The organism is Methylobacterium sp. 10 (assembly GCF_000519085.1).
Lineage (GTDB): Bacteria > Pseudomonadota > Alphaproteobacteria > Rhizobiales > Beijerinckiaceae > Methylobacterium.
The window spans coordinates 1682736-1707770 of the sequence record NZ_KI912577.1 but is presented as its reverse complement, the minus strand read 5'-3'; the positions used below and the strand labels follow the sequence as shown (position 1 = coordinate 1707770).

At 66.9% G+C, this 25035-nt stretch carries 19 protein-coding genes; 4 read left to right on the top strand and 15 right to left on the bottom strand.

What is annotated here, in order from left to right; translation table 11 throughout:
• Positions 1 to 26: 26 nt before the first annotated feature.
• Positions 27 to 1202 (bottom strand): MFS transporter, encoded by a 1176-nt coding sequence (locus tag K368_RS0107815; protein ID WP_027171896.1) that lies wholly within the window; start codon positions 1200 to 1202, stop codon positions 27 to 29.
• Between the two features lie 498 nt (positions 1203 to 1700).
• On the opposite strand from K368_RS0107815, the gene K368_RS0107810 reads away from it, so the two are divergent.
• Positions 1701 to 3386 carry a methyl-accepting chemotaxis protein gene (locus K368_RS0107810; protein WP_027171895.1) on the top strand — a complete coding sequence of 562 codons (1686 nt, stop codon included), beginning with the start codon at positions 1701 to 1703 and terminating at the stop codon, positions 3384 to 3386.
• 196 nt (positions 3387 to 3582) lie between these two features.
• On the opposite strand, the gene K368_RS0107805 is transcribed toward K368_RS0107810, so the two are convergent.
• The 8 genes from K368_RS0107805 to K368_RS0107770 form a co-directional block, all read right to left on the bottom strand.
• Complete coding sequence (locus K368_RS0107805) at positions 3583 to 5310, bottom strand: alpha/beta fold hydrolase (protein WP_027171894.1); 1728 nt, start codon at positions 5308 to 5310, stop codon at positions 3583 to 3585.
• Positions 5300 to 7771: a beta-mannosidase gene (locus K368_RS0107800; protein WP_027171893.1), complete on the bottom strand. Its 2472-nt coding sequence runs from the start codon at positions 7769 to 7771 to the stop codon at positions 5300 to 5302. Before K368_RS0107800 ends, K368_RS0107805 begins: the two co-directional genes overlap by 11 nt.
• A gap of 11 nt (positions 7772 to 7782) precedes the next feature.
• A complete protein-coding gene (locus tag K368_RS0107795; RefSeq protein ID WP_027171892.1) occupies positions 7783 to 8748 on the bottom strand; it encodes a DUF1839 family protein in 966 nt (321 codons plus the stop codon).
• Between the two features lie 3 nt (positions 8749 to 8751).
• Entirely contained in the window at positions 8752 to 9714 is a 963-nt protein-coding gene (locus K368_RS0107790) for an amino acid--[acyl-carrier-protein] ligase (protein ID WP_245259534.1), read from the bottom strand.
• A complete protein-coding gene (locus K368_RS0107785) occupies positions 9714 to 10877 on the bottom strand; it encodes an acyl-CoA dehydrogenase family protein (protein ID WP_027171890.1) in 1164 nt (387 codons plus the stop codon). Before K368_RS0107785 ends, K368_RS0107790 begins: the two co-directional genes overlap by 1 nt.
• Positions 10874 to 11128 (bottom strand): acyl carrier protein, encoded by a 255-nt coding sequence (locus K368_RS0107780; RefSeq protein WP_027171889.1) that lies wholly within the window; start codon positions 11126 to 11128, stop codon positions 10874 to 10876. The genes K368_RS0107785 and K368_RS0107780 overlap by 4 nt, the downstream gene beginning before the upstream one ends.
• A gap of 208 nt (positions 11129 to 11336) precedes the next feature.
• Entirely contained in the window at positions 11337 to 13304 is a 1968-nt protein-coding gene (locus K368_RS0107775) for an ABC transporter ATP-binding protein/permease (RefSeq protein ID WP_027171888.1), read from the bottom strand.
• 122 nt (positions 13305 to 13426) lie between these two features.
• The gene (locus K368_RS0107770; RefSeq protein ID WP_027171887.1) at positions 13427 to 15037 is read right to left on the bottom strand and encodes a LysM peptidoglycan-binding domain-containing protein; all 1611 of its coding nucleotides are present in this window, start codon (positions 15035 to 15037) and stop codon (positions 13427 to 13429) included.
• A gap of 215 nt (positions 15038 to 15252) precedes the next feature.
• On the opposite strand from K368_RS0107770, the gene K368_RS0107765 reads away from it, so the two are divergent.
• Entirely contained in the window at positions 15253 to 15849 is a 597-nt protein-coding gene (locus tag K368_RS0107765) for a TIGR00730 family Rossman fold protein (RefSeq protein WP_027171886.1), read from the top strand.
• Between the two features lie 92 nt (positions 15850 to 15941).
• On the opposite strand, the gene K368_RS0107760 is transcribed toward K368_RS0107765, so the two are convergent.
• Genes K368_RS0107760 through dctP form a run of 3 tightly spaced genes read right to left on the bottom strand, consistent with a single transcriptional unit; the run spans position 15942 to position 18951 of the window.
• Positions 15942 to 17294: a TRAP transporter large permease gene (locus K368_RS0107760; protein WP_027171885.1), complete on the bottom strand. Its 1353-nt coding sequence runs from the start codon at positions 17292 to 17294 to the stop codon at positions 15942 to 15944.
• The gene (locus tag K368_RS0107755; protein WP_027171884.1) at positions 17291 to 17935 is read right to left on the bottom strand and encodes a TRAP transporter small permease; all 645 of its coding nucleotides are present in this window, start codon (positions 17933 to 17935) and stop codon (positions 17291 to 17293) included. Before K368_RS0107755 ends, K368_RS0107760 begins: the two co-directional genes overlap by 4 nt.
• Positions 17932 to 18951, bottom strand: a complete 1020-nt coding sequence (gene dctP, locus K368_RS0107750; RefSeq protein ID WP_027171883.1) for a TRAP transporter substrate-binding protein DctP — start codon at positions 18949 to 18951, stop codon at positions 17932 to 17934. The genes K368_RS0107755 and dctP overlap by 4 nt, the downstream gene beginning before the upstream one ends.
• A gap of 164 nt (positions 18952 to 19115) precedes the next feature.
• Between dctP and K368_RS0107745 the strand changes: the two genes are divergently transcribed.
• Both K368_RS0107745 and K368_RS0107740 read left to right on the top strand, forming a co-directional pair.
• A complete protein-coding gene (locus K368_RS0107745) occupies positions 19116 to 19772 on the top strand; it encodes a GntR family transcriptional regulator (RefSeq protein WP_027171882.1) in 657 nt (218 codons plus the stop codon).
• A 127-nt stretch (positions 19773 to 19899) separates the two neighbouring features.
• Positions 19900 to 21576: a methyl-accepting chemotaxis protein gene (locus K368_RS0107740; RefSeq protein ID WP_027171881.1), complete on the top strand. Its 1677-nt coding sequence runs from the start codon at positions 19900 to 19902 to the stop codon at positions 21574 to 21576.
• A gap of 73 nt (positions 21577 to 21649) precedes the next feature.
• Here the strand turns inward: K368_RS0107740 and K368_RS0107735 are convergent, their stop codons facing one another.
• The 3 genes from K368_RS0107735 to K368_RS0107725 form a co-directional block, all read right to left on the bottom strand.
• The gene (locus tag K368_RS0107735; protein WP_027171880.1) at positions 21650 to 22324 is read right to left on the bottom strand and encodes a GntR family transcriptional regulator; all 675 of its coding nucleotides are present in this window, start codon (positions 22322 to 22324) and stop codon (positions 21650 to 21652) included.
• Positions 22325 to 22470: 146 nt separating this feature from the next.
• Positions 22471 to 23949 carry a glucose-6-phosphate dehydrogenase gene (gene zwf, locus K368_RS0107730; protein WP_027171879.1) on the bottom strand — a complete coding sequence of 493 codons (1479 nt, stop codon included), beginning with the start codon at positions 23947 to 23949 and terminating at the stop codon, positions 22471 to 22473.
• 168 nt (positions 23950 to 24117) lie between these two features.
• A complete protein-coding gene (locus K368_RS0107725; protein WP_027171878.1) occupies positions 24118 to 24948 on the bottom strand; it encodes an SDR family NAD(P)-dependent oxidoreductase in 831 nt (276 codons plus the stop codon).
• Positions 24949 to 25035: the final 87 nt, after the last annotated feature.

Here is a 25035-nt window from a genome sequence, read left to right as displayed (position 1 = left end):
AGCACGGAGCGTCGTAGAGCGAATCTTCAGCGTGAGAGCAGCTTTCCGGTGAGACTGCCGAGGATCAGGATCACCAGACCGCAGAAGGCGAGCGCGGTGAACTGGCCGAGGCCCTGGAGGGCGGCGCCGAGGATCGCGACGCCCAAAGCCTGGCCGCAGAAGAACGAGAAGGCGTGGAGGGAGACGGCCGAGGCGCGGGCCGTGGGCGCAACCTCGGTCACCTGCACCTGAAAGGTGTTGTGGAGCATGTAGAAGCCGAGGCCCAACGCCACCAGGGCTGCGCAATCCACCTGCCAGCTTCCCGCGCTGCCGATGACGAGCAGGGCGCCGGCGCAGATCGCGCCTCCGCCGATCAGCATCCGCTGCATCCCGAGAAAACGCAGGAGGAGTGCGACGAAGGCCGAGTAGAGCAGCCCTCCGGCAGCGAACCCCGCCAGCGCAAGCCCGGCCTCGCGCGGGCCGCCCTCCCCGCGAGCCTCGATGAGCGGCGCTAGATGGGGGAAGATGCCAAAGACCGCGATCGCCTCGATGAACACGGCGGCGAACAGCACTCGCGCACGGGGAATGGCGACGATGGTGCGGTAGCGCGCCACCGCCTCGCCCAGTGCGAAGCGTTTGGGTGCCGCGCCGGCCGCCCATTCGAAACCGAGGATCGCCGCCGCGCAGCCAAAAGCGGCGATGGCCGCCGTGATGGCGAAGACGCCTCTCCAGCCGACATCGGCCTCGATCAACCCGGCGAAGGTCGAGCCGGACAATTGCCCGAGGATCACGGCGACGAGGAAGCGGCCGATGGCGACCTGTCGGCGCTCGAGCGGGATCCTGTCGCCCATGAGGGCGAGCGCCAGGGGAATGACACCGCCCGCCGCCGCGCCCGCCAGCACGCGCAACCCGAACAGCACGGTGAGATCCGCCGAGAGCGCGCATCCGGCGAGCGCCAGGGTGAGGATGCCGAGACAAACAGCGATGACCCGCTCCTTGCCAAGGGAATCCCCCACCGGCCCGAGGATCGGCTGGATCAGGGCGTAGGGCAGCGCGAAGGCCGTCGAGAGAAGGGCGACCGTATGCGGATCGCTGCGCAGATCGCGGGCGAGGACGCCGACGAGGGGCTCGATGGCGCGTCCGGCAAAGGTGCTGGCAAAGCCCGCCACAGCCAGGATCACGATCAGCCGCTTGGTCGAGAAGGCCGTTGGCGCTGCGGTCATTCACACCCTCGAAGCGGGGAGGCCCCTATCGGCCCGACGCCCGTGTCAGTCGTCTGCTGGGGTTCCGGCGGTGTCTTTCATATGCCTCGAGGGCCGGCAAGCACGGCGACGGCTTTAGCGTATCTCGCAGGTTTGATGGCGATTACACGAGCGCTATGGGCTGTTCGCAAAAATTCCCAATCCGGCACAGCATAGCCACCGGACGATATCTCAAATTGCATTCTGGTTGAGATATATCTACGATTTTTCCAATGATCAATTCTTTTATCGCTCCGAATTAATATTTAATATTAAATAATATTATCATAAATTGCATTTATGTAGGTTAGATTACTTATAATATCTTTTATTTTAGATATACAATTGAACTATACTTATATAATATCAATCTATTCACGTGAAACATATATAAGTAGCCGCTTAAATCAAATTTTCATCTTTTATAACTAAAATGTATAAACAATCATAATTCACTATTAAACTACTGAGGTAGATATAATGCTAATCGCCATGTCTTTGCGCAGCAAACTCGTTGCGTGTTTCTCCATCATGCTTGCCCTGATCGGTGCCCTGGCCGGCTTGGCGTACTACCAGATCGAAACGATCAACCGAGCGGCGACAGAGCTTCGTGCGGTTCGTCTCCCTGCCGAACAGGCATTGAGTGGAATACAGGTATCAACGCTTCGCATTCGCGTGAACGGAGCGAGAGTTCTTTCTGCAAAGACACCCCAGCAACGAAACGAGGCCATGGCAGCCATTCAGGCACGCCTCGACGAGCTGCGGGCTTACGAGTCGCGCTACATCAGCCTGGCTCAGTCGCCGGCCAGCCAGGAACTCTACGCGACCTTCAAGCGCCAGTTGACAGCCTATCTCGCACAGCAGGCAGAAGGTATTTCGATGGCCGAACGTGGCGATCTTGCAGCAGCGCAAGAACAGTACAATTCAACGATGTCGGAAGCGATCCGAGGCATCATTGCGAACATGAACAAACTCGTCGACATCCAAGTCGCGGCTGCCACGGCGAGCGGGATAGAGGCCCAGAATGCATATGATACTGCGCGGCAACAGATGTTTGTCTTTCTCGGCATTGCCACGATCCTGGCTGTCGGCGCCGTCGTCATGCTCGTCTTCGCCATCAGTCGTCCGCTCACCCGCATGACGGATGCCATGCGCCAGCTCGCCACCGGTGATACCAAGACTGAAATCCCCGCGATCGGTCGTCGCGACGAGATCGGCGCAATGGCGGCTGCCGTTCAGGTCTTCAGGGACAACATAGTCCGGACCGAGCAATTGGAGAACGAAACGGCTCAGGCCCGTCTCGACTCCGAGCAACAGCGCAAGACGGGCATGCGCCAGATGGCCGACGCTTTCGAACGGGCGGTGGGCGGAATCATCGGGTTGGTCTCATCGTCGGCGACGGAACTGCAGGCGACGGCAGAGACCATGACCTCCACGGCCTCCGAAACCGCCCGTCAGTCCACCACAGTCGCCTCTGCCGCCGACGAGGCCGCCGCCAACGTCCAGACCGTGGCAGCCGCGGCCGAAGAGCTGGGAAGCTCGGTGCAGGAGATCGGTCGCCAAGTGTCCGGCTCTTCCGATCTGGCCCAGATGGCGGTCGGCGAGGCGGATCAGACCATCCATCTGGTGCAGGCACTCAGCCAAGCCTCCTCGCGCATCGGTGACATGGTAGGGCTGATCTCGAACATCGCGAGCCAGACTAATCTCCTGGCGCTGAACGCCACGATCGAGGCGGCCCGTGCCGGCGACGCGGGCAGGGGTTTTGCGGTTGTGGCAACGGAGGTCAAGGAACTGGCGACCCAAACGGCGCGCGCCACCGAAGAGATCGGAAGCCAGATCAGCCAGATCCAGGGGGTCACCGGTCAAGCGGTCTCGGCCATCAGTTCGATCACGTCACGTATCCGCGAGATCAACGGCGTCGCGTCCTCGATCGCAGCCGCCGTCGAGGAACAGGCCGCCGCAACACAGGAGATCGTGCGCAACGTGGCTCAGGCCGCAACGGGCACGAGCGAGGTCACCAGCAACATCGTGGGTGTTGCGCGCGCATCCGAGGAGACGGGGGCGGCGGCCAGCCAGGTCCATTCGGCGGCGTTGGAAGTCTCGCGCCAATCCGAGCATCTCAACGTCGAGGTCGCTCGCTTCCTGAATACCGTGCGTGCTGCCTGAGCCCTGCGTTTCCAACTTGCGGTCAGAGGGTCGCCCTTGCGCGGCCCTCTGACCGCAGTCTCTTCCCGCCGCACGGCCATGGCGATGGCGGTGCGGCGCACATCGATCTCCGGCGGGAGGCGGTCGGACGATCGAGATCGAAGGACGGTCAGCGGCACTGCCCGCACGTGCATGCCCCACCATTCTCGCATCCGCTTCACTTGAAGCGCCCCAGCAAGCCTCTCAGACCCTCGGCCAACCGTGCTTGAGCCGCGACGGTACTGAGATCGTGGTCCGCTGCTTCGATCATCGTCACCGGCCCGCCGAGGCGTCGGGCGAGTCTCGCGGGGGAGCGGCCCACATTCTCGTGGAGCGCGGCGAGGCCGCGGTCGCCGCTGCTGTAGACGAGATGCAGATGAGCGCCGCGCCGCCGCAGAGCCGCCACGCGCTGCGCCACCGTTCCGCCGGCGGGGCGGGGACGGAACACGACGGCAAGCCGATTGATCGCACGCCCGATGGCGGCCTGGGTGATCGCCCGAGCGATGGCGCCGACGCGGATCTCGCCGCGCGCCAGGCGTCGCCATGCGGCTCCCTGCTTCAGCAGGCCCGCATAGGTGGAAGCGTTCCGGAACACGTTGCGGATGACGCTATCGACGTCGTCGGCGGGGTTCCAGTCGAAGCAATAAGGATTGACCAGCACCGCGCCCTTCAGCCTCTCCTCGCGGCAGACGGACTGGAACGCGAGATAGGCCCCGCTGCAGGCGCCCACGATGACGACAGGGTCGGGGCGTACGGTCTCAAGGTGGTCGAGGGCGGCGCGGACGTCGTCGAGGGCATCGAGGCTGTAGAGCGGAGAGGCGCCGCCCGGCCGGTCCGGACTGTCGCCGATGCCGCGCAGGTCCATCCGCAGGGACAGATAACCTTGGGCGGCAAGGCGTCGTGCGAGAGTGGTCGTCTGCCGTCCCCAGCCGGAATGCACGTTGGTGCCGGCATTGACGAAGAGCACCATCGGCCGCGCCGGTTCCACATCGCGCGGATGGCACAGGATGCCGAACAGCGACCGGCCGAACCGCGAGGGCTCCTCGCGCCAGCCGTCCCCCTCGATCGGATCGGCCGGGAGCGGCGGGAGCGCCACGGTTGGGGCAAGACGGGGCTGAGCTCCCTCGGCGACGATGGCGATCAACGCCGAGAAGGCCTCGTCCGGCGTCTCGGCGTAGAGCGGGTTGGCGACGAGGGCGGCGAGGCCGGAAAAGGGCCGCGTGGTCACCCGCGCGCCCAGCGCGGCGTAACGCGGGCCGAGTCCGCCGGCCTCCGCCCCCAAGAGGAGGATGTCGGGAGCCGGTGCCCGCTCCGCCTTGACGAGATCGATGACGGAGAGTTCGGCGGCCAGAGTTGGACCGATGTGGAAGCCGCCGACGGTGAGGCAGCCCACTTCCTGTGGCAGGGGCGATCCGTCCGGCAGGCGCCCGATGGTGCGCGACTGCATCGTCATCTCGCGAAGATAGGCGCGCCCGGTCGCGAAGGGCGCCAGCAGGATGAGCCGGTCGATACGCTCGCCTTCGGCGGCGAGGGCCGCGAGGGTGCCGCCGAGGCGCAGGCCGACGAGGACGATGTCCTCCACTCCCGCCTCCTCGCGGAGGTAGCGGATAGCCCGACGTACCGCCCGGAGCCAAGCCTCGACGCTGTCGGCGCCCGCATCGCCGGAATCACCCACGCCGGGATAATCGAAGCTCAAGGTGGCGCAGCCCGTGGCGGCGATCCCCTCGGCGAGGCCGCGCCAGGGGCGGTGCGCCGAGAGCTGCTCGTAGCCATGGGTGCCGCACAGGACGATTCCGCGGCGCAAGACGCCCGGGCTGAACCAGCCGAACAGTCCGTCGAAGGCGATGGGGCTCAGCGGCAAGATCGAGGCGGCGTCCCCAGTGATGCGGGAGGTCTCAATCGCCATGACCGAACCTCGCGATTGCGATGCCGTTGAGGGCGCCGACATGGCCCGTTGGCGCGTCGCCCGTCGCAGCGGTTCCGAGAAGCGGCACGATCCGCGTCGCTCCGGGTGCGAGCGAGAACCCATTGTCCGATGGCCGGCCGGCGCTGGTCTCGATCCGGACGCTGAGGGCGTGCCGTGCAGTGGCGATCCTTAGCGCCCAGCCGGTTCCGTCGCGCGTCAGCTCGGCCGTGAGCCCGAGCTCCCGCGGCTCCGGATCCGGCCCCTGCGGGTAATGGAACGCCTCGTCGATCACCGCGCCGGTGCCCGCATGGGTGAGGCTCGCATGGCCGAGCACATGGGCCGGCGGCCCGAACCGGTAGGCATGGGTCGCGTCGAAGAAGCGCCCCAGCAGTTCCGCCGACGACCATGACGCGGAGCCGCGCGGACCGACCTCGATCACCCGCTCGGCCCCGATGACCACGCGACCGCCCGCATCGGTGAAAGCGAGTCGAAGCGTGGCGTCGAGCCGCCGCGCCGTCTCGTTCTGGACATGGACATGGAGGCCGTTCAGCCCCTCGTCGGATAGGGTCGCCTGGACCGGCCGGAATGCGCGTTTCAGGGCGTACCAGGCGGATTTCGGACGCCCGAGACAGTCGACGACGCCCCATCCCGCCCCCGGCGCGAGATCGCGAAAAAACCAGACGAGTCCGCCGGCATTGGGCGAGCGCGCACGGCGCCATTCGGCGAACACCGCCTCCATGCAGGCGTCGCTCGCCGCGCGGCCGAGCGCGAGGTAGCGCTCGGGATTCCCCCCGCGAAGGCGCTGCGGATCCACGCCGTAGAGCAGCGCCACGTAATGGTCGCGCACGCCCTCGAAATCCCAATCCGCGCCCCGGTCGCGGGGGATGCCCGTTGCCCATCGTGGCGAGGCCGGATCGGTAAGGCCGCATTCGGCGAGGGTGGCGGCCTCCGGCACGTTCGCGAAGGCGAGGCATTCGGAGGCGAACCCGACCTCGGCCCGGCGCGCATCCTCGAACGGACGGCGATAGGCTCCGACCCCGTAATAATGGGTCACGCCGGCCCTGGTGGAGAAGGGAAGATCGCCCCCGGAGGGCGAGTTCGGCACCACGACGAGATCGGGCCTTGTCCTGGCCACCAGATCGGGAAGCACGTCGGCGACGAAGCTGCCGGCCCAGATTCCGCGCTGGAAACCCAGCATCGCCGCCTGCTGCCAGCCCTCGCTGCCGCCCGACAGCACGCAGAGCGACGGCGAGGTCTGGGTACGGTCGAGGAACTGTGTGATCTCCTCGACGAGCGTCGCGCGGAAGCCGGGATCATCGGTCGGATAATCGAAATTGGCGAGCATGAGATCCTGCCAGACCAGGATGCCGAGTTCGTCGCAGAGATCGTGGAAAGCTGATGTCTCGTAGAGCGTGATGCCCGGCACGCGCAGCACGTTCATGCCGGCGTCCCGCGCCAGTTCGAGAAGGGGCCGATAGCTGTCGCGGTCGCCGGGCAGGCCGACGAGGTCGGGCGGCGTCCAGCAGGCGCCACGGCAGAAGATCGGTACGCCGTTGATCGCGAGACTCAGCCCCTCCTCGAACGGGCGGGTCAGGGTAAGGGTGCGAAAGCCGACCCGGCCGAGATCGAGGTGCCTGTCCGCGACCAAAACTTCAACCGCGTGAAGCCTCGGCTCGCCATGGGTATGGGGCCACCACGGGGGGATGTCCGGCAACAGGAGTTCGCCCTCGAACCCTCCGGGGGCGACCTGACGGAGGGCGACCTCGCGGCCGTCGCAGATCAGGAACGCCGGTCCCTCCGCCACGCCGTCGAGTTCGATCCGCACGGTGAGGCGTCCCGTCCCGCCATCGAGGGCCGTGCGCAGATCGACGGACGCGATATCCACGTCGTCCCCGCGAAGAACTTTGCGCGTCACCGGCCGATAGGGGCCGACGTTGTCGATGGACGGGCACCAGCCCGGCATGAAGCCGAGCAGGCTGGTGCGGACATGGCGCAGTGAGCCCGGCGTCGCCAGGAGCGGTCGCCAGCGGCCACGCTTGTGCGGGCGCGCCAGCTCGGCCGAAAGCGAGCGGAAGCAGAGGGCGATCTCGGTCGCGTGGGAGAGATCCGCCTCGACCTCCCGGGCCAGGAACATCGACCGGCTGGTACCGGCAAGGACCCCGTCGATCCAGATCTCCGCGATGGTCGCCAGCCCCTCGAAGCGCAGGCGCTCGCGGCCGGTGCCGGAGAGGGTCGCCCGATACCAGATGTCGGACTCGTGGAGTGGCGTCGGCGCGGCCTCGGACCATAGCCCGGCCTCGCGCAACGAGGCCGCCGCCGTGCCGGGGACGCGGGCTGGAATCCAGCCCTCGCCCGGCAGGTCGTGGGGTGTCGCACAGGCGCCCGGAGACGACACCGCCAAGTGCCATGGTCCCTCAACGTTGAGTGCCGGCACGCCGTCGACGGCGAGGATACGCGCCACCGCGACGCCCCTCAGGACAGCGCGCGGTAGAGGGCGGCGAAGACCGCGTCGTAGGTGCCCGCCGGCCCATCGAGGCGTTGGCAGAGACCCGTGGCGTTGCGCCGGCCGAAGGCGCGCGCCAGCTGGAACTGGAAGGCCTTGGCTTCCGCTGCAAGCTTTTGCGCCAGTTCCGAGCCCGCCGACATGCCGGCGACGCCATGGCTTTCGAGCCAGGCGAGATGGCTGCCGAGAAGCTCGAAATTGGCTCCGAGCTGGCGGGTGGTGTTGAAGGCGTAGCCGTGGAAGACGCTGAGCGGGTTCTGCACCAGCACCTCCGCCCGCGCCGCCAGGGCATCCCGGAAGGCGAGGACGGGATTGGCGCGTGGAGCGAAGCGGCGGTGATGGCGCAGCAGGTCGAGGGCGGCACGCGGCAGGTCGCCGTCGGCAAGCGGTGGCCCGATCTCCTTCACGAACTCCGCGTAGGGAAACAGGGTCGAGGGTCCGAAAATTCCCGCGTAATCGGCGCCGCCAAGCCGGAAGCGGCCGGCATTGTGGAGATAGTCGAGCTCGCGCTCGCCCGTGTCGAGGCCGAGGATGCCGATGGTGGTCTTGCCGTGCTCACGGCCATAGGTGGTCCCCGCCGTGTCGGGCAGGTGGATCGCGTCCACCTCCACGAGCACCGGGCATCCGCGCGAAACCTGGACGCCGGCATGCGCCTCCAGGCTCTCGAAAATCGCGAGTTCCTGGATCGACAACCCGTAGAGCCGCTCGATGTCGCCAGCGGGCGGCTTGAAGAAGGTGAACTGGTCGCCCTCGAAATCCTGCCGCAGGGTGAAGCCGAGCATCGCTTCCGGCACGAGGCCCCGGCCGTGCAGCAATTCGATCCAGAGATCGACATAGCAGTTCGTCTCCGGCCAGATCCGGTCGGAGCCATGAAGGGGATAGCAGGCGGGCAGCGGAATCCCCAACGCTTCCTCGCGAGCGGCGGCGGCTAGCATCGGCTAGCCCCAGAGCCGGTCGCGCACGGCGTCCGGCCACGCCGTGATGTCGAGGCCGTGATGGCGGAGCAGCGCCAGGGTGATCCGCTCGAGCCCGAACCCGACGCAGGCGGTGTGCGCGACCTCGCCGTCGGCCTGCCGGATATCCCAGATCGTGCCGAAATGGTCCTGGTGGTAGTTGAAGCTGAGGCAGGCGGTGGGCTTGTCCTCGCTGTTGACCGGCACGTTCAGTTCGAATTTCAGCCCCTGCGCCCGCTGGTTGTTGGCCAGCATGCGCCCGGCGCGGCCGAAGAATGGGTCGTTGGCCGGATCCACCGCGATCGGCAGGCCGAGTTCGCGCATCATCGCGGTGCCGCGCTCCAGCCAGAGCTCGCGGAAGGCGAGTACCTGATCGGGGCTGCCCATGCGGACGTATTCGCGCATGCGGAACATCTGCATCCGCGTCGGCTCCAGGGAGGGCTCGTGGCGGAAGCAGTAGGATTGCAGGTCGAACAACAGCCCGCCTTCGGGCAGCGCCCCACGCGCGGCGGCCACCGGATAGAGCGGGTAACAGGCGGCAGGCGTCAGAACGATCTCGCTAGCGGCCTGGCCGCCGGTCCAGTCGGTGCCGGCCTCGATGCAGGCCAGCAGCCGGGCGTGATCGGCGTCGTTTCCGCAGAAGCAGTGGATGGTGCCGGCGAGGTTCGGAAACCCCTTGAGGTAGCCGCTGCGCTCGAAGGCCGGCCGGCTCATGCCGGGCGGGAAGCGCAGGGATTCCGCGCCGTCCCTGGCACCGAGCCGGGTGGCGATCCGGTCCAGGGCCTCGACCACGCTCTCGAAATCACCGCTGCGCCCATAAAGCCCGTCGACGCCAGTGCGAATGAGGAGACCCTGGTCGAAGAGTTGGTCCAGCAGGGAGCGCGGCCCGGACGCAGCCGCCCCGACGCCTGCATCGGGCACGGGATCGAGGGCGAGAAGCTGGTCCATCATGCGCTCAGAAGCTGGCCCCCGCCCTTCTGCACGAGCAGGAGGTTTGCGGTGTTGGCGAGGATGCGGTCGTTGTTGATCATCAGCGGCGCCGACAGCACGTCGCGCAGTTGCCGACCGAGGCTGAATGCGGTGCCGTTCTTGTAGCCGGAGAGCCCGACGATACCCAGCGCACGCTGGACGATATCGACCGATTTCGTCGAGATCGTCGTCTTTACGTTGTTGAGCATGACGGCGAACCCGATGGAGCCGAGCTCGTCCGCGTCGCCCTGCGCCGCCTCGTAGCGCTTGAGGGCGGCGATCACCGTCGCCTTCATGGCCTGGAGCTCGTTGGCGGCCTCGGCCAGACGCAGGGCCCCGGGGGGAGCCTGGCCCGGCCTGCGCCGGGCTTCGCCCTGAACATAGGCCCTGGCCCGGTCGAGGGCATGGCTGGCGATGCCGAACCAGACGCTGCTCCAGAGCAGGTGCGAGGCGGCGAGCATCGATTGCGCCGCGATCTCGGCGAAGGGTTTCGGCAGGATCTGCGCCGCCGGCACGTCGCGGGCTTTGAGCTTGAATCCGTCGCTGCAGGTGCCGCGCATGCCCAGCGTGTCCCAGGTGCTGGTGCGCTCCAGGGACATCTGCCCCTTCATCAGGGCCACGAGGACCTGGTCCGACGAGGCCGCGTCCGGATGACGGCGGCCGGTGGCCAGGATCACGTCGGCATGGGCACCGTAGGAGATGACGGTGGCGTCCTTGGCGAAATGGAATACGTCGCCCACCGTCTCGACCGCGCATAGGCTGTTGCGCAGATCGCCGCCGATGCCGCCCTCGGTGGTGGCCGAGGCGAAGAGGAGCTGATCGCGCGCCACCCCCTCCATCAGGGCGCAGTGCCACTCGCTCTCGAGGCCGTGCGAAACGAGGCTCGCGACCTTGATCTGATGCATGGCAAAGACCATCGCCGCAGCGGAACAGGCCTGGGACAGGGTGAAGCAGACCTCCGCTATCTGCGACAGGCTCGCACTCTCGCCACCGAACTGCATGGGGATCTGCATCCCGAGCAGGCGCTCCCTCTTGAGAGCCGCCACTGCCTCGGCGGGGAAGCGGGCCTCACGGTCGACGTCGTCGGCATGGAGGGCAGCGATGGCCGCGACCCGCTTGGCGCGGATGGCGATGTCGGTCATGCCGCTGCCGAAACGGTCAGCTTGCTCACCGTCTCGACGATGATGCGGATGGTGGAGAAGGAGCGCCGGTTGAGGAGGTTATCGGGGAACTCGATATTGTAGCGTTCTTCGAGCGCGAGCATCAGCTGGACCGAGCCGAATGAATCCAGACCTTTGTCGAACAAGTTGTCGTCTTCGCCGAGACTGTCGATCACTTCGGTCAAGGCCGCGACGCTCTTGAGCGTTTCGCGGATGTCTTCGGGAAGTACCATGTTGCCGCGCCTTTTACATAATATTTCTCCGAAAATATCGCAGTGATCCTGCCGGTCAAGGCCAATCGGCCCAGGTAGTTAATGAGGGGACACAATTCGGCATGAATATTGGTAAATAGACTTGTTTACCAATGCCAATTCTGAACAGTCATCGCATCGCTGATACGATCATCCAAGGCTGCACACGGCATGCCCCCTTGCCGATGCCCTATTCGGCGGGCATCGGCTCCGGAACGACGGGCCTTATCGGCTGAGGAATGGCCTGCCTATCGGAAGATGACACCTCCTCGTCGGCCCGCCGCTCCTCCGCCCGCTTGAGGATCTCGCGGGCCTCGTCGGCCTCGCGCTGGCGGCTCCAGAGGGAGGCGTAGACCCCGCCGAGATCGAGCAGGGTCTGATGGTCGCCGCGCTCGACGATCACGCCCCGGTCGAGGACGATGATCTCGTCCGCATTGACTACTGTCGACAGGCGGTGGGCGATGACGAGGGTGGTGCGGCCACGGCTGACCTTGTCGAGGGCGTCCTGGATCTCACGCTCGGTAAAGGAATCGAGGGCCGACGTCGCCTCGTCGAGGACCAGGATCGGCGGCCCCTTCAGGATCGTGCGAGCGATGGCGACGCGCTGTTTCTCGCCGCCCGACAGCTTCAGCCCGCGCTCGCCCACGGGCGTGTCGTAGCCCTCCGGCAGGGCGGAGACGAAGCGGTCGATCTGGGCGAGGCGGGCGGCCTCACGGACCTCCCCGTCGCCCGCGTCCCACTGACCGTAGCGGATGTTGTAGCCGATCGTGTCGTTAAAAAGCACGGTGTCCTGCGGGACCATGCCGATGGCGGCCCTGAGACTCCCCTGCTCGACCCCGGCGATGTCCTGGCCGTCGATGAGGATGCGCCCCGATTGCGGCTCGTAGAACCGGAACAGCAGCCGCGACAGGGTCGATTTGCCGGCTCCGGAGGGACCGACGATGGCGATGGTCCGCCCGGCCGGGACCTCGAAGCTGACGCCGCGCAGGATGGGCCTCGCCGGATCGTAGGCGAAGCGGACGTCCTCGAACCTGACCACACCGTCCGACACGGCGAGGGGTTTCGCGCCCGGCCTGTCGGCGATCTCGGGGTTGCGGTGCAGGATCTGGAACATGTCGTCGATGTCGATGAGCGCCTGTTTGATCTCGCGGTAAATCATGCCCATGAAGTTGAGCGGCATGGAGAGCTGCACCAGCATCGTGTTGACGAGAACGAACCCGCCGAGCGTCGTGCGGCCGGCCATGATGTCCCGTGCCGCGAGCCACATCACCACGGTCATGCCAATGGTGAAGATCAGGGCCTGGCCGGCATTGAGCACGGCGAGCGAGACGTAGGTCTGGGTCGAGGCCTTCTCGTATTTCGCCATGGAGCCGTCGTAGCGCTCGGCCTCGCGCCGTTCGGCCCCGAAATACTTCACCGTCTCGAAATTCAGCAGCGAATCCACGGCCTTGGTGTTGGCATCCGTATCCGAATTGTTCATCCGCCGGCGGATCTCGATCCGCCATTGCGTCGCCTTCCAGGTGAAGGCGAGATAGGCCGCCACCATCACGAAGACGACGAACGAGTAGAGCCAGTCGAATTCGTAGGCGAGGACGCCGATGACAAGGAGGAATTCGACGATGGTGGGGACCAGCGTCAGCACCATCAGGCGCGAGAGCTCCTCGATGCCGCCGCGCCCGCGCTCCAGCACACGGGTGAGGCCGCCGGTCTTGCGCTCCAGATGGAAGCGCAGGGAGAGCCGGTGCATGTGCTCGAAGGTCTGGAGCGCGAGGCGGCGCACCGCATGCATCGCCACCTTGGCGAAGAGCCCGTCGCGCACCTGGGTGAGCACGGCCATGATCACCCGCGACAGGCCGTAGAGCCCGATCATCAGCATCGGTGCCGCGAACAAGCCCGTGGGGAGCGTGGCCCCGAGGCCGTCCTTGTCCCCCACCGCCGCCACGAGGGCATCCGTCGCCCATTTGAAGGTGAAGGGCGTCAGCATCGTCACGAATTTCGCGACGAGGAGGAGGCCGAAGGCGAGGAAGACGCGCCGCTGCAGGTCCGGCCGGGTATGGGGCCAGAGGTAGGGCCACAGGCGCCGATAGGTGGCGAACAGGCCGGGGCGCTCGGACGGCGTCGTGCCGCCGCCCGCCGCGGAGGTGGGATCGGTGCTCATTCAGGCAGACTCGGGCAGATGAACCGGGAGCGGTCGAATTCAGCTCCCGATATAGTCCATCGAACCGTTCCAGACAGTCGCCCGGCGGCGCAGGGCCGGGATGCAGGACGCGCGGTCGCGGCTTAGCTGCGCCGCTTGTCCTGCGGCAGCGTGGACGCAGTCTCGGACGGGACCACGAAGATCTGGCCGGGATAGATCAGGTCCGGGTTGCGGATCTGCGGCTGGTTGGCGTCGAAGATCACCGTGTAGCGGATGCCCTTGCCGTAGATGCGCCGGCTGATCTGCCACAGGCTGTCGCCGCGGGTGATCCGGGCGGTGTTGATCTCCGGCACGAACACGCTCTGCGGTGCGGCCGAGGGCTGGATCGCCAAGGCCGACACCGCTTTCGCGCCGGCTTCGTCCGTCGTGGGGCTCGGCTGCGACCGGCCCATCGTCATGGCAGAGGCCGGCGTGCTCGGCGAGGCGTCCTGGGGCGCCCCCTGGACCGGGCGGCCGAGGGGAGAAGCAAGGACCGGTGAGGACTTGGCATGCGGCCTCGCCGCCAGCGCCGCGCTCGGCAAAGGCTTGGCCGCGAGGGCCGACGGCGTCGCGTTCGGCGGCGCGTCCTGCCCCGAACCCACCACGGGCTTTGCCGCATGCGGCATGGAGAAGGCGACTTCGGATCGGTTCTTCACCTTGCCCGAGACCGGATCCACCTGATCGATGCGGATCCGGTAATCGCCGGGCGCGACCCCGCGCCCGATCGTGAACGAGACCCGCCCGTCGGCGCCGACGCTGCCGGGGGCGATCTGGGCGTCGTTGATGTAGAGGCGGACGGTGGCACCGGCCGGCGCCTGCCCGGTCACGAAGAGACGCCCGCCTTCCTCCGCATCGACGCTGACGACCTTCACCGGCACGGCATCCGGCTTCTGCGCGCCGGACGAGTCGGGACCGGCCGCTTCGGGTCTGGCGGCAACCGCGCCATTCGCCTTAGCTGAATCGCCCGGGGCCCTCGCCGTGCCGCCGGACCTGTCCGAACCGGCGCCCTTCGGACCGCCGCCGGCCGCTTTGGCCGAAGCCGCATCCACCGGACGATCCGGCTGCGACAGGACGACTGTGGGTTTGTCGGGGGACGTCAGGGCGATGAGGGGCTTGGTGGTACGGTCGGCGGAGACCACCACCATGACGGTCTCCCGCGCCTGCCGCCCCTGGCCGTCGGCCCCGATCGAACTCAGGGTGATCTCGCTGCTACCGGCGGGGAGCGCAGGCGGGACGATGGCAAACTGACCGGACGGGTCGATGAGCGCACGGGCAATCGGGTGGTTGTCGCGCAGCATCTCGACGGTGGTGTTGGGCGTTCCGCGACCGGCGATCACGGTCTCGCCCGTCGGCTCGACGCGGATGATGTCGAAGGTCGGAGCCTGCGCCTGATCCTGCGCGGCGGGCGGGTTGCCCGTCTGCCCGGTGGCGCCCCTTCCCCCCGCCGACGACTTTCCCGGCGTCGTCGAAGCCCCCTCATCGCGGCGCGCCGGAGGCGTCACCGGCGAGCCGGGGGCGGCGGGCGATTCCGCCGCCCGCGATTCGGGCGTGCTGGTCTCCCTCGGCTGAGGCGACGTCGCCGCGGCGACGGGCTGCTTGTCGCCCTGCGCGCGCTTGAACATCTCGCCGGTGCCGGACAGCACGACGACCAGAGCGAATCCGGCGAGCAGGCCACCGCCCGCGAGAATCAGGCCTCGCCGCCACTGCGCCGTCATGGCACCCCCGCTCCTCAAATCCCTCGACTTTGCGGCAGATAACATCGTCGGGTTTCGACTCTGGCTGTCGACAAAACGTCGATTGATGGCGACATACTAGCCGACATGATCTCAACACCAAATCGCGCTTCCCCCCGAAAGGCGGGATCATTCACGAAATCAGCAGTTTGGCCCCTGGATGGCGCCTCCCTGCCCCTGATCGGGGGAGGCTCGGCATGGCCCCGGTGAAGAACGTCTGCGTCTATTGCGGCTCGGGCTTCGGCGGCGATCCGGCCTTCGCCGGGGCCGCGGCGGCGCTTGGCCGCGCTCTGGCGGAAGCCGGGCTCGGCCTCGTCTATGGCGGCGGTAATGTCGGGCTGATGGGCACGGTGGCTCAGGCGGTGCTCGATGCCGGCGGCCATGTCACAGGCATCATTCCGGACTTCCTCAAATCGCGCGAGCGGATGCTGGACGCCATCCAGGAGACCATCGTCGTCGGTGACATGCATACCCGCAAGCGGCTGATGTTCGAGCGGTCCGACGCTTTCGTCGCCCTGCCCGGCGGCATCGGTACCCTGGAAGAACTCGTGGAGCAGCTTACATGGGCGCAGCTCGGCCAGCACAAGAAGCCGATCCTGCTTCTCTCGATCGCCGAGTTCTGGACACCGCTGCTGACGCTCCTCGACCACATGCGCGACCAGGGCTTCATCCGCGAGGGGCTGGAACTCAATTACCTCGTGGCAAAGGACGCCACAGAGGTCATCGGCCTGCTACGGAACGAACCCACGGAGACTTCGCCGGAGGCGGAGGCGTTCGTGGCCGAGCGACTCTGAGCCGCGAGGGCTTCACCGCCTAACCCCTTGGCGTTCCATAAGGCCCCACCTCCCACTGGGCGGGGGTAGGTGGGATTGTGTGGCTTTTACCCTCACCGCGTCGAGGGCAGCAGCCAGTTCGGCAGCCACATGGCGATGCCGGGGACGAGGCAGAGGATCAGGATGGCGACGGCCATCAGGATCACGAAGGGCAGCGTGCCCCAGATGATGTCCTTCAGCGGGATGTCGGGGGCGATGTTCTTGATGACGAAGATGTTGAGGCCCACCGGCGGGTGGATCAGTCCCATCTCCATGGTGATGGTCATCACCACGCCGAACCAGACGAGGTCGAACCCGGCGGCCTTCAACGGCGGCAGGATGATAGGCGCCGTCATCAGGATGATCGAGACCGGCGGCAGGAAGAAGCCGAGCAGGATCACGAGGCCGAGGATCGTCACCAGCAGCACCCACTTCGACAGCTGCATCGCCACGATGGCGGCGGCCGCCGATTGCGAGATGTGCAGGTAGCTCATCACGTAGGCGTAGAGGAGCGACATGCCGATGATCAGCATCAGCATGGTGGATTCCCGCAGGGTCGCCGCGAGGATCGGGTTCACATCCTTCGGGCGCCAGACGCCGTAGATGACCGCGATGAGACCGAGCGCCAGGAGGCCGCCGAGGCCCGCCGTCTCGGAGGGCGTAGCGTAGCCGCCATAGAGCGCTACCATCACGCCGGTGAGCAGGATGACGAAGGGCAGCACGCGGGGCAGCGTCGAGAAGCGCTGGCGCATGCTGTAGGTGTCCTCGGCCAGGATGGCCGAGGCGGTGCCGTGGCGCTCGTAGGCGTCCTTCGCGGCGGCGTATTCCGAGCGGAAGCGGTAGACCGACCAGGCGGCGAACAAACCGACCAGCAGCAGGCCCGGGCCGATGCCGGCGAGGAACAGGCGTCCCAGCGATTGCTCGGCGGCGACCGCGTAGAGGATCATGGTGATCGAGGGCGGCAGCAGGATGCCCAGCGTGCCCCCTGCCGCGATGATGCCGGCGGCGAAGCCCGGCGAGTAGCCGCGCTTGCGCATCTCCGGAATGCCCGCCGAGCCGATGGCTGAGCAGGTGGCGGGCGAGGACCCCGCCATGGCGGCGAACAGCGCGCAGGCGAAGACGTTGGCGATGCCGAGGCCGCCCGGAATCTTGTGCATCCAGGCATGCATCGCCGAGTAGAGGTCCTGGCCTGCTTTGGACCGGCCGATGGCCGCGCCCTTCAGGATGAAGAGCGGGATCGACAGCAGGGTGATGGAAGCCATCTCCTCGTAGACGTTCTGCGCGACTGTATCGAGGGAGGCGCCGGGCATGAAGAAGAACATGAAGGCCAGGGCAACGAAGCCCAGGGCGAAGGCGATGGGGATGCCGGCGAGCATCGCGCTGAGCGTCGCGCCCGCATAGAGAAAGCCGATGGCCGCGACGCTCATGGGTGGTTGCCTGTCTTCAGAGGTGTCTTGTTGAGATCGGCGCCGAGGCCGACCTTCGGATTGGCCCATCCGGCCGCGCGCGGGCCGTAGGTCAGCGCCTCGACGATCTGCAGCAGGAATTGCAGGCCGAGGAAGCTCATCCCGATCGCCATGAGCGCATAGGGAATCCACAGGGGCGGCCCCCAGGAGGATTGCGAGACTTGACCGTCGACCCAGGCTTCATGGAGCAGGGTCCAGCTCTTCCATGCGAAGAAGGTGACGAACACGATGCTGACGATGTCGGCCATCAGCAGGCGGGCCCGGTTCACGCGGGGCGACAGCAGGCCGCTCAGGGCCTCGATCGCCACGTGGCCGCGCCGGGCCTGCACGGCAGCGGCGGAGAAGAAGGTGGCCCCCACGATGAGGAACACCGCCATCTCGTCCTGCCAGTCGGTGGGTTCGTGCAGGGCGTAGCGCACGAGCACGCTGTAGCTGAGCACGAGGCAGGCGCAGACCAGGGCGATGCCGCCCAGCAGCATGATCACCCGGTTGATGGCCTTCATGCCCCGATCGAGATGCCCAAGAATCCCGGGGATCCGGGGCTCGGGCGCCATCGTGGCGGTCTCTGAAGCGGCCGAGGCCGCGTCGAAGGCGTGGCTCACGAGACCTGCTCCGCCAGCTTGAGGAGCTCGGCGCAGCTCGCCGACTTGCCCGCGAAGTCCTTCCAGGCGGTCTCGCGGGCGATGTCGCGCCACTGGCCGAGGGTCTTCTCGTCCAGGTTCTGCACCTTGGCCCCGGCCTTGGTGAAGATCTCCTCGACCTTGGTATCGTCCGCCTTGGCGCCAGCCTGCCCGAAGGGTTCGAGCTCGGCGCCGATCGCCATGATGAGATCCTGCTGGTCCTTGGGCAGGCGCTCGAAGGCGATCTTCGACATCATGATCGGCTCGAGCATGAACCAGTACGAGCGCTCGCGGCCCGACGTCAGGGACTTCGACAATTCCTCCAGGCGGAACGAGATCAGGCTGGTGGATGAGGTAATGACCGCATCGCAGGCGCCGGTCTGCATGGCGGCGTAGGATTCGCTGGAGGGGATCGACAGGGTGGCCGCGCCGGCCTGCTTCATCATCAGGTCCATCTCGCGGGATCCGCCACGGACCTTGAGACCCTTGGCGTCCGCGGGCGCGTAGAGGGGTCGCTCGCGGCTGGCGACGCCGCCCGATTGCCAGACCCAGGAGACGAGGAGGATACCCTTCGAATCGAGGATCTCGGTGATCTTCCGGCCGACCGGCGCCTTCTTCCACGCAACGGCCTGCTCGTAGGAGCTCACGAGTGCCGGCATCAGGCCGATGTTCATCTCCGCCACTTCGCCGCCTGCATAGGGGCTCGGGTAGAGGCTCATATCGAGGGCGCCCTTACGCATGGCGCCGAACTGGGCGTTCGTCTTCATCAGCGACGAGCCCGGATAGACCTGCACCTCCAGTGCCCCCTTCGAGCGCTCGGCCAGGAGAGCGGCGAACTTGCGGCACATGCGGTCGCGAAAATCGCCCTCGTCGATGGTGCCGCCGGGGAACTGGTGCGAGATCTTCAGGGTCGTCGCAGCCCTCGCCCTCCCGCCCAGGGACAGGATTGCAGGGGCGGCGAGGCCGGATGCGACAAAGGTACGGCGTGTCAACGTCATGGCGTTTCTCCCGTGGCGACCTTTACGGTCTTACCGTTTTGCACCGCACCATTTATACTGCAGCGCCAATTATTTATACCAACGAACTATGTCTTGTATATTTTGTCAACGACATTGAATAATGGACCGCAACGAATTTCAAGACACGTAGGGACGGGAACGCCATGACCCGATCGCTCAGCCTCAGGCAGACGATCGAGACGGAGATCGTGGATGGTCGGCTGGCCATCGGCTCCCGCCTTGACGAGACCGAGCTCGCCGAACGCTTCGGCGTCTCGCGCACGCCGATCCGTGAAGCGTTGCTGCAGCTGGCCATGACCGGCCTCGTAGAGATCAAGCCGCGCCGGGGCGCCATCGTCAGCGCCCCCGATCCGGAGCTGCTCGTCGCGATGTTTGAGACGATGGCCGAGATCGAAGCGTCATGCGGCCGGCTCGCCGCCCGCCGGCTGATCGTGGCCGACGAGACGGCCCTGAAACAGGCCCTTGCCGCCTGCGCGGCGGCGGCGGCCGACGAGGACCCAGAGACATACTATCAGGAGAACTACACCTTCCACACGGTGATCTACCGCGCCTGCCGCAACGACTTCCTATGCGAGCAGGCGCGGCTTCTCCACCGGCGCCTGACCCCGTTCCGGCGGATGCAGCTGAGGGCACGTCACCGGCTTGGGCAATCCCTGGCCGAACACGAAGCCATCGTCGCCGCCATCGTCGCCGGCGACGAGATCGCGGCGTCGGACCGGCTGCGCGCCCACGTCATCGTCCAGGGGGACAGGTTCTCCGATCTCGTCGCCAGCCTGCGCTCGATCAGCGACGCGGCGTGAGATCGAGAGGCTGACAAGATGGGGAACTCGTCAGCAGGCCTTCGATCAAGGCCAAACAATCATTAGGGATTGACCATCATGGTTACGGCGACCTTGCACAAATCCGCTCGTTTGCCCGGACCGTTTCATGCGCCTCTCCATCAAGACGACACTCATCGGCCTCTTCACCGCCCTCGCCATCATTACGACGGTGCAGGGCGTGGCTGCATTGCGGAAGCTCGACGCGATCGGTGGCCGCATCGAGTTGCTGGCCTCGAATTCGCTACCCTCGGTCGATGCAGCCCATGCCCTGAATGCGCTGGTGATGCGCACCCGCCTCTGGCAGTTCCGCTACCTGATGGCGGAGGACGAAGCCGAGCGTGCCCTGAGCATCAAGAATGCCGGCGAGTTGATCCAGAACATCGAGAAGGGCTGGAGCGCGTATCGTCCCCTCGTCAGTTCGCCCGAGGAGCAGGCCCTGTTCGATGAGTTCGGTGCGAAGTGGCAGATCATGCTGAACGGCTGGAATGGCCTGAGCAAGACCGATCCCGACCAGCGCACGGCGATCATCGAACGCTTTCGTGGGCCGATGAACGCCGAGTACCTCGCCGCAACCGCCGCCGGGCGCAAGCTCGTCGAGTTCAACGGTCGGGCCGGAGCGGCGGCCAGCGCGGCCGCGCGCGAGGAACAAGCGCAGGCGGTCTTCACCACGCAGGTCATGCTGTGCGCGGCCGTCGTCATGGCGCTCGCCGCCATGGCCTTCGCGTTCTTCGGGGTGTCGCGTCCCATCGAGCGGGTGACGGCCGCCATGCGCCGTCTCGCCGCCGGCGATACAGAGGTCACCATCCCCGGCACCGGACGGAAGGACGAGATCGGCGCCATGGCCGCGACCCTGGACACCTTCCGGGACAATCTGGTCCGTACCCGCACCCTGGAGACCGAGTCCGCCAAGGCCCGTGCCGGGGCGGAAGCCCAGCGCAAGACCGCCGCCCTCGCGCTAGCCGACGGTTTCGAGAACGCAGTCGGCTATATCCTGACCCGGGTCTCGGCGGCGGCGACGCAATTGCGTTCGACCTCCCAAGGCATGTCCGGCACCGCGACAGAGACCGCACAGCAATCCGTCGCCGTGGCGGCGGCGGCCGAACAGGCGGGCACCAACGTCACCATGGTGGCGGCAGCGGCGGAGGAACTCGGTTCGTCCGTCATGGAGATCGGCCGTCAGGTCGATGGCTCCACCAGCCTGGCGCACCAGGCGGTGGAGGATGCGACGCGGACTGGCGCGCAGATGAAGGATCTGAGCGACGCCGCGGCGAAGATCGGAGACGTCGTCGCGATGATCGCCACCATCGCGGGTCAGACCAACCTCCTCGCCCTCAACGCCACCATCGAGGCGGCACGCGCCGGCGAGGCGGGCCGGGGTTTTGCCGTCGTGGCGGCCGAGGTCAAGGAACTCGCCAACCAGACCGCGCGGGCCACGGACGAAATCGGCAGCCAGATCAGCCGGATCCAGGGCTCCACCGGCCAGGCCGTCACGGCAATCGAGACCATTACCGCCCGCATCCGCGAGATCAGCTCCGTCGCCACGTCGATCGCGGCGGCAGTGGAGGAGCAGGGTGCCGCCACGCAGGAGATCGTGCGCAACATCAACCAGGCTGCCGAGGGCACCGGGGAAGTGACGACCAACATCGCGGGCGTGGCGGGGGCCGCCGAGGAAACGGGGGCCGCCGCCTCGCAGGTGCTGGCCTCCGCCTCCGAACTCTCCCGGGAATCTGAGCATCTCAACGCGGAAGTGGGACGGTTCCTGGCCACGATCCGCGCGGCCTGAAGCGGACCGCGCCCGTCGACGTCCCACAGCGAATCCAAGTCCTGAGGCCTGGCCCCGTCATCGGGTCGGCGCTTCAGGTCCCCGCGCCGAAATTCTCGGCGATGACCGGGGTCTTGGAGCGGATATGATCGCGCATGAGCGCAGCCAGCGCCTCGCCGTTCCTGGCGTGGAGGAGCTCGATCATCCGCTCGTGCTCCGAGACGGCGCGGCTCCATTGTTCCGCGGTCTGGTGGACGGCGTAGCGCGAACGCTGGATGCGGCCGGACAGGCTGGCGTAGATGGTGCCCAGCACCGAATTGCGGCTCGCGGCCATGATCGCTTCGTGGATCGTGCGGTTGAGCCGGAAGTACGTAGCCTCCTCGCCCTCCTTCCACGCCTTCACCATGGCGTGGTGATCCCGCTCGATCTCGGCGACCTCCTCGTCGCCGATGGTGCGGCAGGCGAGATCGGCGGCGGTCGCCTCGAGGCCGGCGATGACCTCGATCATTTCCTCAATCTCGACCTGGGACAGGCTAGCCACCCGCGCCCCGCGGTTGGGCAGCAGCTCGAGCAGCCCTTCCGTGGCGAGGATCTTGATCGCCTCGCGCAGGGGCGTGCGCGAGATGCCGAACCGCTCGGTGAGCTCGCTCTCGTTCACCCGCGCCCGCGGCTCGAGTTCCCCCGACTGAATGAGATCCCGCATCCGGTCCACGACTTCGTCGTGGAGGTAGCGGCGATTGATCCCGACCGCCGAGTCCAGCTTTTCCATGAGGGCGTAGGTCTTGTCGTTGGAGGGTGGATACTCTCCAGACGTGTATGCGTCGGGCATCGGCCTGTCGAGGGAGCGCCCGAATAGTTGATCGATACCGCAATCGCACACTTCGTCTTCGCAGATGCGAAGGTGCCGGCTTTCGATCAGTGCATCTCTTCGTGCCAGGTCCGTCCATCCCGCTCGATCAGGGCGATGGCGGCGGTGGGGCCCCAGCTTCCGGCCGGATAGGAGCGCGGCGGCTCGGGCCGGTCCGCCCAGGCCTTGAGCAGCGAATCGGCCCAGGCCCAAGCCACCTCCACCTCGTCGCGGCGCATGAACAGGGTGGCGTTGCCGCGCACCACATCCATCAGCAAGCGCTCGTAGGCATCGGGATAGCGCTGCTTGAACGTCTCTTCGAAGGAGATGTCGAGGTTGGTCGGCCGCAGGCGCATGCCGCCTGGTCCGGGGTCCTTGGTCATCACTTCGAGCTTGATCCCCTCCTCCGGCTGGAGCCGGATGACGAGGCGGTTGGGCTCGCGCCCGAAGGATTCGGCCGGGAAGATCGAGAAGGGAGAGGCGCGGAACTGCACCACGATCTCGGAGAGCTTCTGCGGCAGGCGCTTGCCTGTGCGGATGTAGAACGGCACCCCGGCCCAGCGCCAGGACTGCACTTCGAGCTTGAGGGCGACGAAGGTCTCGGTGCGGCTCGCCGTCTCGCCGCCGAGATCGGCGCGGTAGCCCTCCACCGGCTTGCCGTCCACTGCGCCGGCGGCGTACTGGCCGCGCACGGTGACAGCCTGGACGTCGTTCGGCGTGATCGGCTTCAGGGCGCGCAGCACCTTCAGCTTCTCGTCCCGCACGGAATTGGCGTCGAGGGTGAGCGGGCTCTCCATCGCCATCAGGCAGAGGAGTTGGAGCAGGTGGTTCTGCACCATGTCGCGGAGCGCGCCCGACGTGTCGTAATAGCCGGCCCGGCCCTCGACGCCCACCGTCTCGCCCACCGTGATCTGGACGTGGTCGATCACGTCCGCCGTCCACAGGCGCTCGAAGATGGTGTTGGCAAAGCGCAGGGCGAGCAGGTTCTGCACCGTCTCCTTGCCGAGGTAATGATCGATGCGGAAGATCTGCTCCTCGGGGAAGACCTCGCCGACCGCGTCGTTGATGGCGCGGGCCGATTTCAGGTCCTTGCCGATGGGTTTTTCCAGCACGACGCGCGACTTCTCGCCGATGAGGCCGTGGACCGAAAGGTTGCGGCAGATCGAGCCGTAGAGATCCGGCGAGGTGGCGAGATAATAGGGCCGGACCTGATCCGGCCGCTCGGCGAGCTTGGCGGCGAGATCCTCCCAGCCGTCGTCGCCCGCCCCGTCCACCGCCACGTAATCGAGATGGTCGAGGAAGGCGCCAAGCTTGTCCTCGTCGAGGTCGCGGGCCGGGACGAAGCGCTTGAGCGCGTCCCGCGCCCGCTCACGAAATGCCTCGACGCTCATCTCGGAGCGGGACGCACCGATGATGCGGCTGGTGCCGGGGATCTGTCCGTCCTTGTACCGGTAATACAGGGCCGGCAGCAGCTTGCGCGTCGTCAGGTCACCGGTGGCGCCGAACACGACGCAATCGAAGGAGGCGACTGGGATGATGGTGGCCAAAGGGCGGCTCCCGTTCTGATATCCCCGGGGACGGGGCTGTTGCCGTGGATCACGTTCGTGACGACCGACATGCGTCCTGTACCATGCAAGGCATCCGCCAGACCGGCTCCGAGCACGGGCCAGAGCTTCAGCAAGGCAATCGGCCGATATGAGGGCGGGACGACGGGCTCAGCCCATATGGCGCCGGAACGCGTCCGCATAGTCCGGGTGCCAGCGCGAGAGCGCGGGCCGGTTCTCGATGACGTCGCCCGCCGCCCAGGCGATGCGGCGCTCGTCCTGCCCTCGGGTGGTCTCGTTGTCGGGGCAGAGGATGTAGAAATCGCCCCGCGCCATGGCCTCGATCATGAATTCCACCGTCTCCTCCGGAGTCCAGGCGCCGTCCGGCTTCTCGGCCACGCCGCGCGCCCGGGTGAGACCGGTATAGACGAAACCGGGGATGAGGAGATGGGCGCTGATCGTGGCGCCGTCGCGCCCGCGCAGGTCGTGGGCCAGCGCCTCGGCGAGCACTTTCACCCCCGCTTTCGAGACGTTGTACGGCGTGTTGCCCGGCGGCATGGTGATCCCCTGTTTCGAGCCGGTGACGATGACCGCGCCGGGCTCGCCCGCCTCGATCATCGCCGGAATGAAGGCCTGGATGCCGTTGACGACGCCCCAGAGGTTGGTGTCGAGGATACGCCGCCAGGTCGCCTCGTCGGAGAACAGTCGTCCGCCGGCCTCGATCCCGGCATTGAGCATGACGAGCACGGGGGGATCGCCCGCCGCGTCGCGCAGGGCCTCCATCTCCTCGCGCCGCCCGACATCGGTTGGGCGAGCCAGAACCTCGGCCCCCGTCGCCGCGATCTCCGCGCGCGCCCGCTCCAGCGCCTCGCCGGGCAGGTCGGCGAGGACCACCCTCATGCCGGAGGCGGCGAACCGTCTGGCGGCGGCGAGCCCGATGCCACTCGCGGCTCCCGTCACGACGGCGGTGGCGCCTCTCCGGATCGCGGGATGATGGATCATGGCAGGGCCTCCTCGGCGGTTCGGGTTGGCCGGGAGGTAGGGCGGGGTGTCCCGTTTTGTCAGGGCCGGCCGGCACGGAGGGGGAGG

Bases quoted from the DNA above. Each gene is read 5' to 3' on its own strand.
- K368_RS0107815 (WP_027171896.1), bottom strand. From the start codon at position 1,202: ATGACCGCAGCGCCAACGGCCTTCTCGACCAAGCGGCTGATCGTGATC.
- K368_RS0107810 (WP_027171895.1), top strand. From the start codon at position 1,701: ATGCTAATCGCCATGTCTTTGCGCAGCAAACTCGTTGCGTGTTTCTCC.
- K368_RS0107805 (WP_027171894.1), bottom strand. From the start codon at position 5,310: ATGGCGATTGAGACCTCCCGCATCACTGGGGACGCCGCCTCGATCTTG.
- K368_RS0107795 (WP_027171892.1), bottom strand. From the start codon at position 8,748: ATGCTAGCCGCCGCCGCTCGCGAGGAAGCGTTGGGGATTCCGCTGCCC.
- K368_RS0107790 (WP_245259534.1), bottom strand. From the start codon at position 9,714: ATGGACCAGCTTCTCGCCCTCGATCCCGTGCCCGATGCAGGCGTCGGG.
- K368_RS0107785 (WP_027171890.1), bottom strand. From the start codon at position 10,877: ATGACCGACATCGCCATCCGCGCCAAGCGGGTCGCGGCCATCGCTGCC.
- K368_RS0107780 (WP_027171889.1), bottom strand. From the start codon at position 11,128: ATGGTACTTCCCGAAGACATCCGCGAAACGCTCAAGAGCGTCGCGGCC.
- K368_RS0107775 (WP_027171888.1), bottom strand. From the start codon at position 13,304: ATGAGCACCGATCCCACCTCCGCGGCGGGCGGCGGCACGACGCCGTCC.
- K368_RS0107770 (WP_027171887.1), bottom strand. From the start codon at position 15,037: ATGACGGCGCAGTGGCGGCGAGGCCTGATTCTCGCGGGCGGTGGCCTG.
- K368_RS0107765 (WP_027171886.1), top strand. From the start codon at position 15,253: ATGGCCCCGGTGAAGAACGTCTGCGTCTATTGCGGCTCGGGCTTCGGC.
- K368_RS0107760 (WP_027171885.1), bottom strand. From the start codon at position 17,294: ATGAGCGTCGCGGCCATCGGCTTTCTCTATGCGGGCGCGACGCTCAGC.
- dctP (WP_027171883.1), bottom strand. From the start codon at position 18,951: ATGACGTTGACACGCCGTACCTTTGTCGCATCCGGCCTCGCCGCCCCT.
- K368_RS0107745 (WP_027171882.1), top strand. From the start codon at position 19,116: ATGACCCGATCGCTCAGCCTCAGGCAGACGATCGAGACGGAGATCGTG.
- K368_RS0107740 (WP_027171881.1), top strand. From the start codon at position 19,900: ATGCGCCTCTCCATCAAGACGACACTCATCGGCCTCTTCACCGCCCTC.
- K368_RS0107735 (WP_027171880.1), bottom strand. From the start codon at position 22,324: ATGGAAAAGCTGGACTCGGCGGTCGGGATCAATCGCCGCTACCTCCAC.
- K368_RS0107725 (WP_027171878.1), bottom strand. From the start codon at position 24,948: ATGATCCATCATCCCGCGATCCGGAGAGGCGCCACCGCCGTCGTGACG.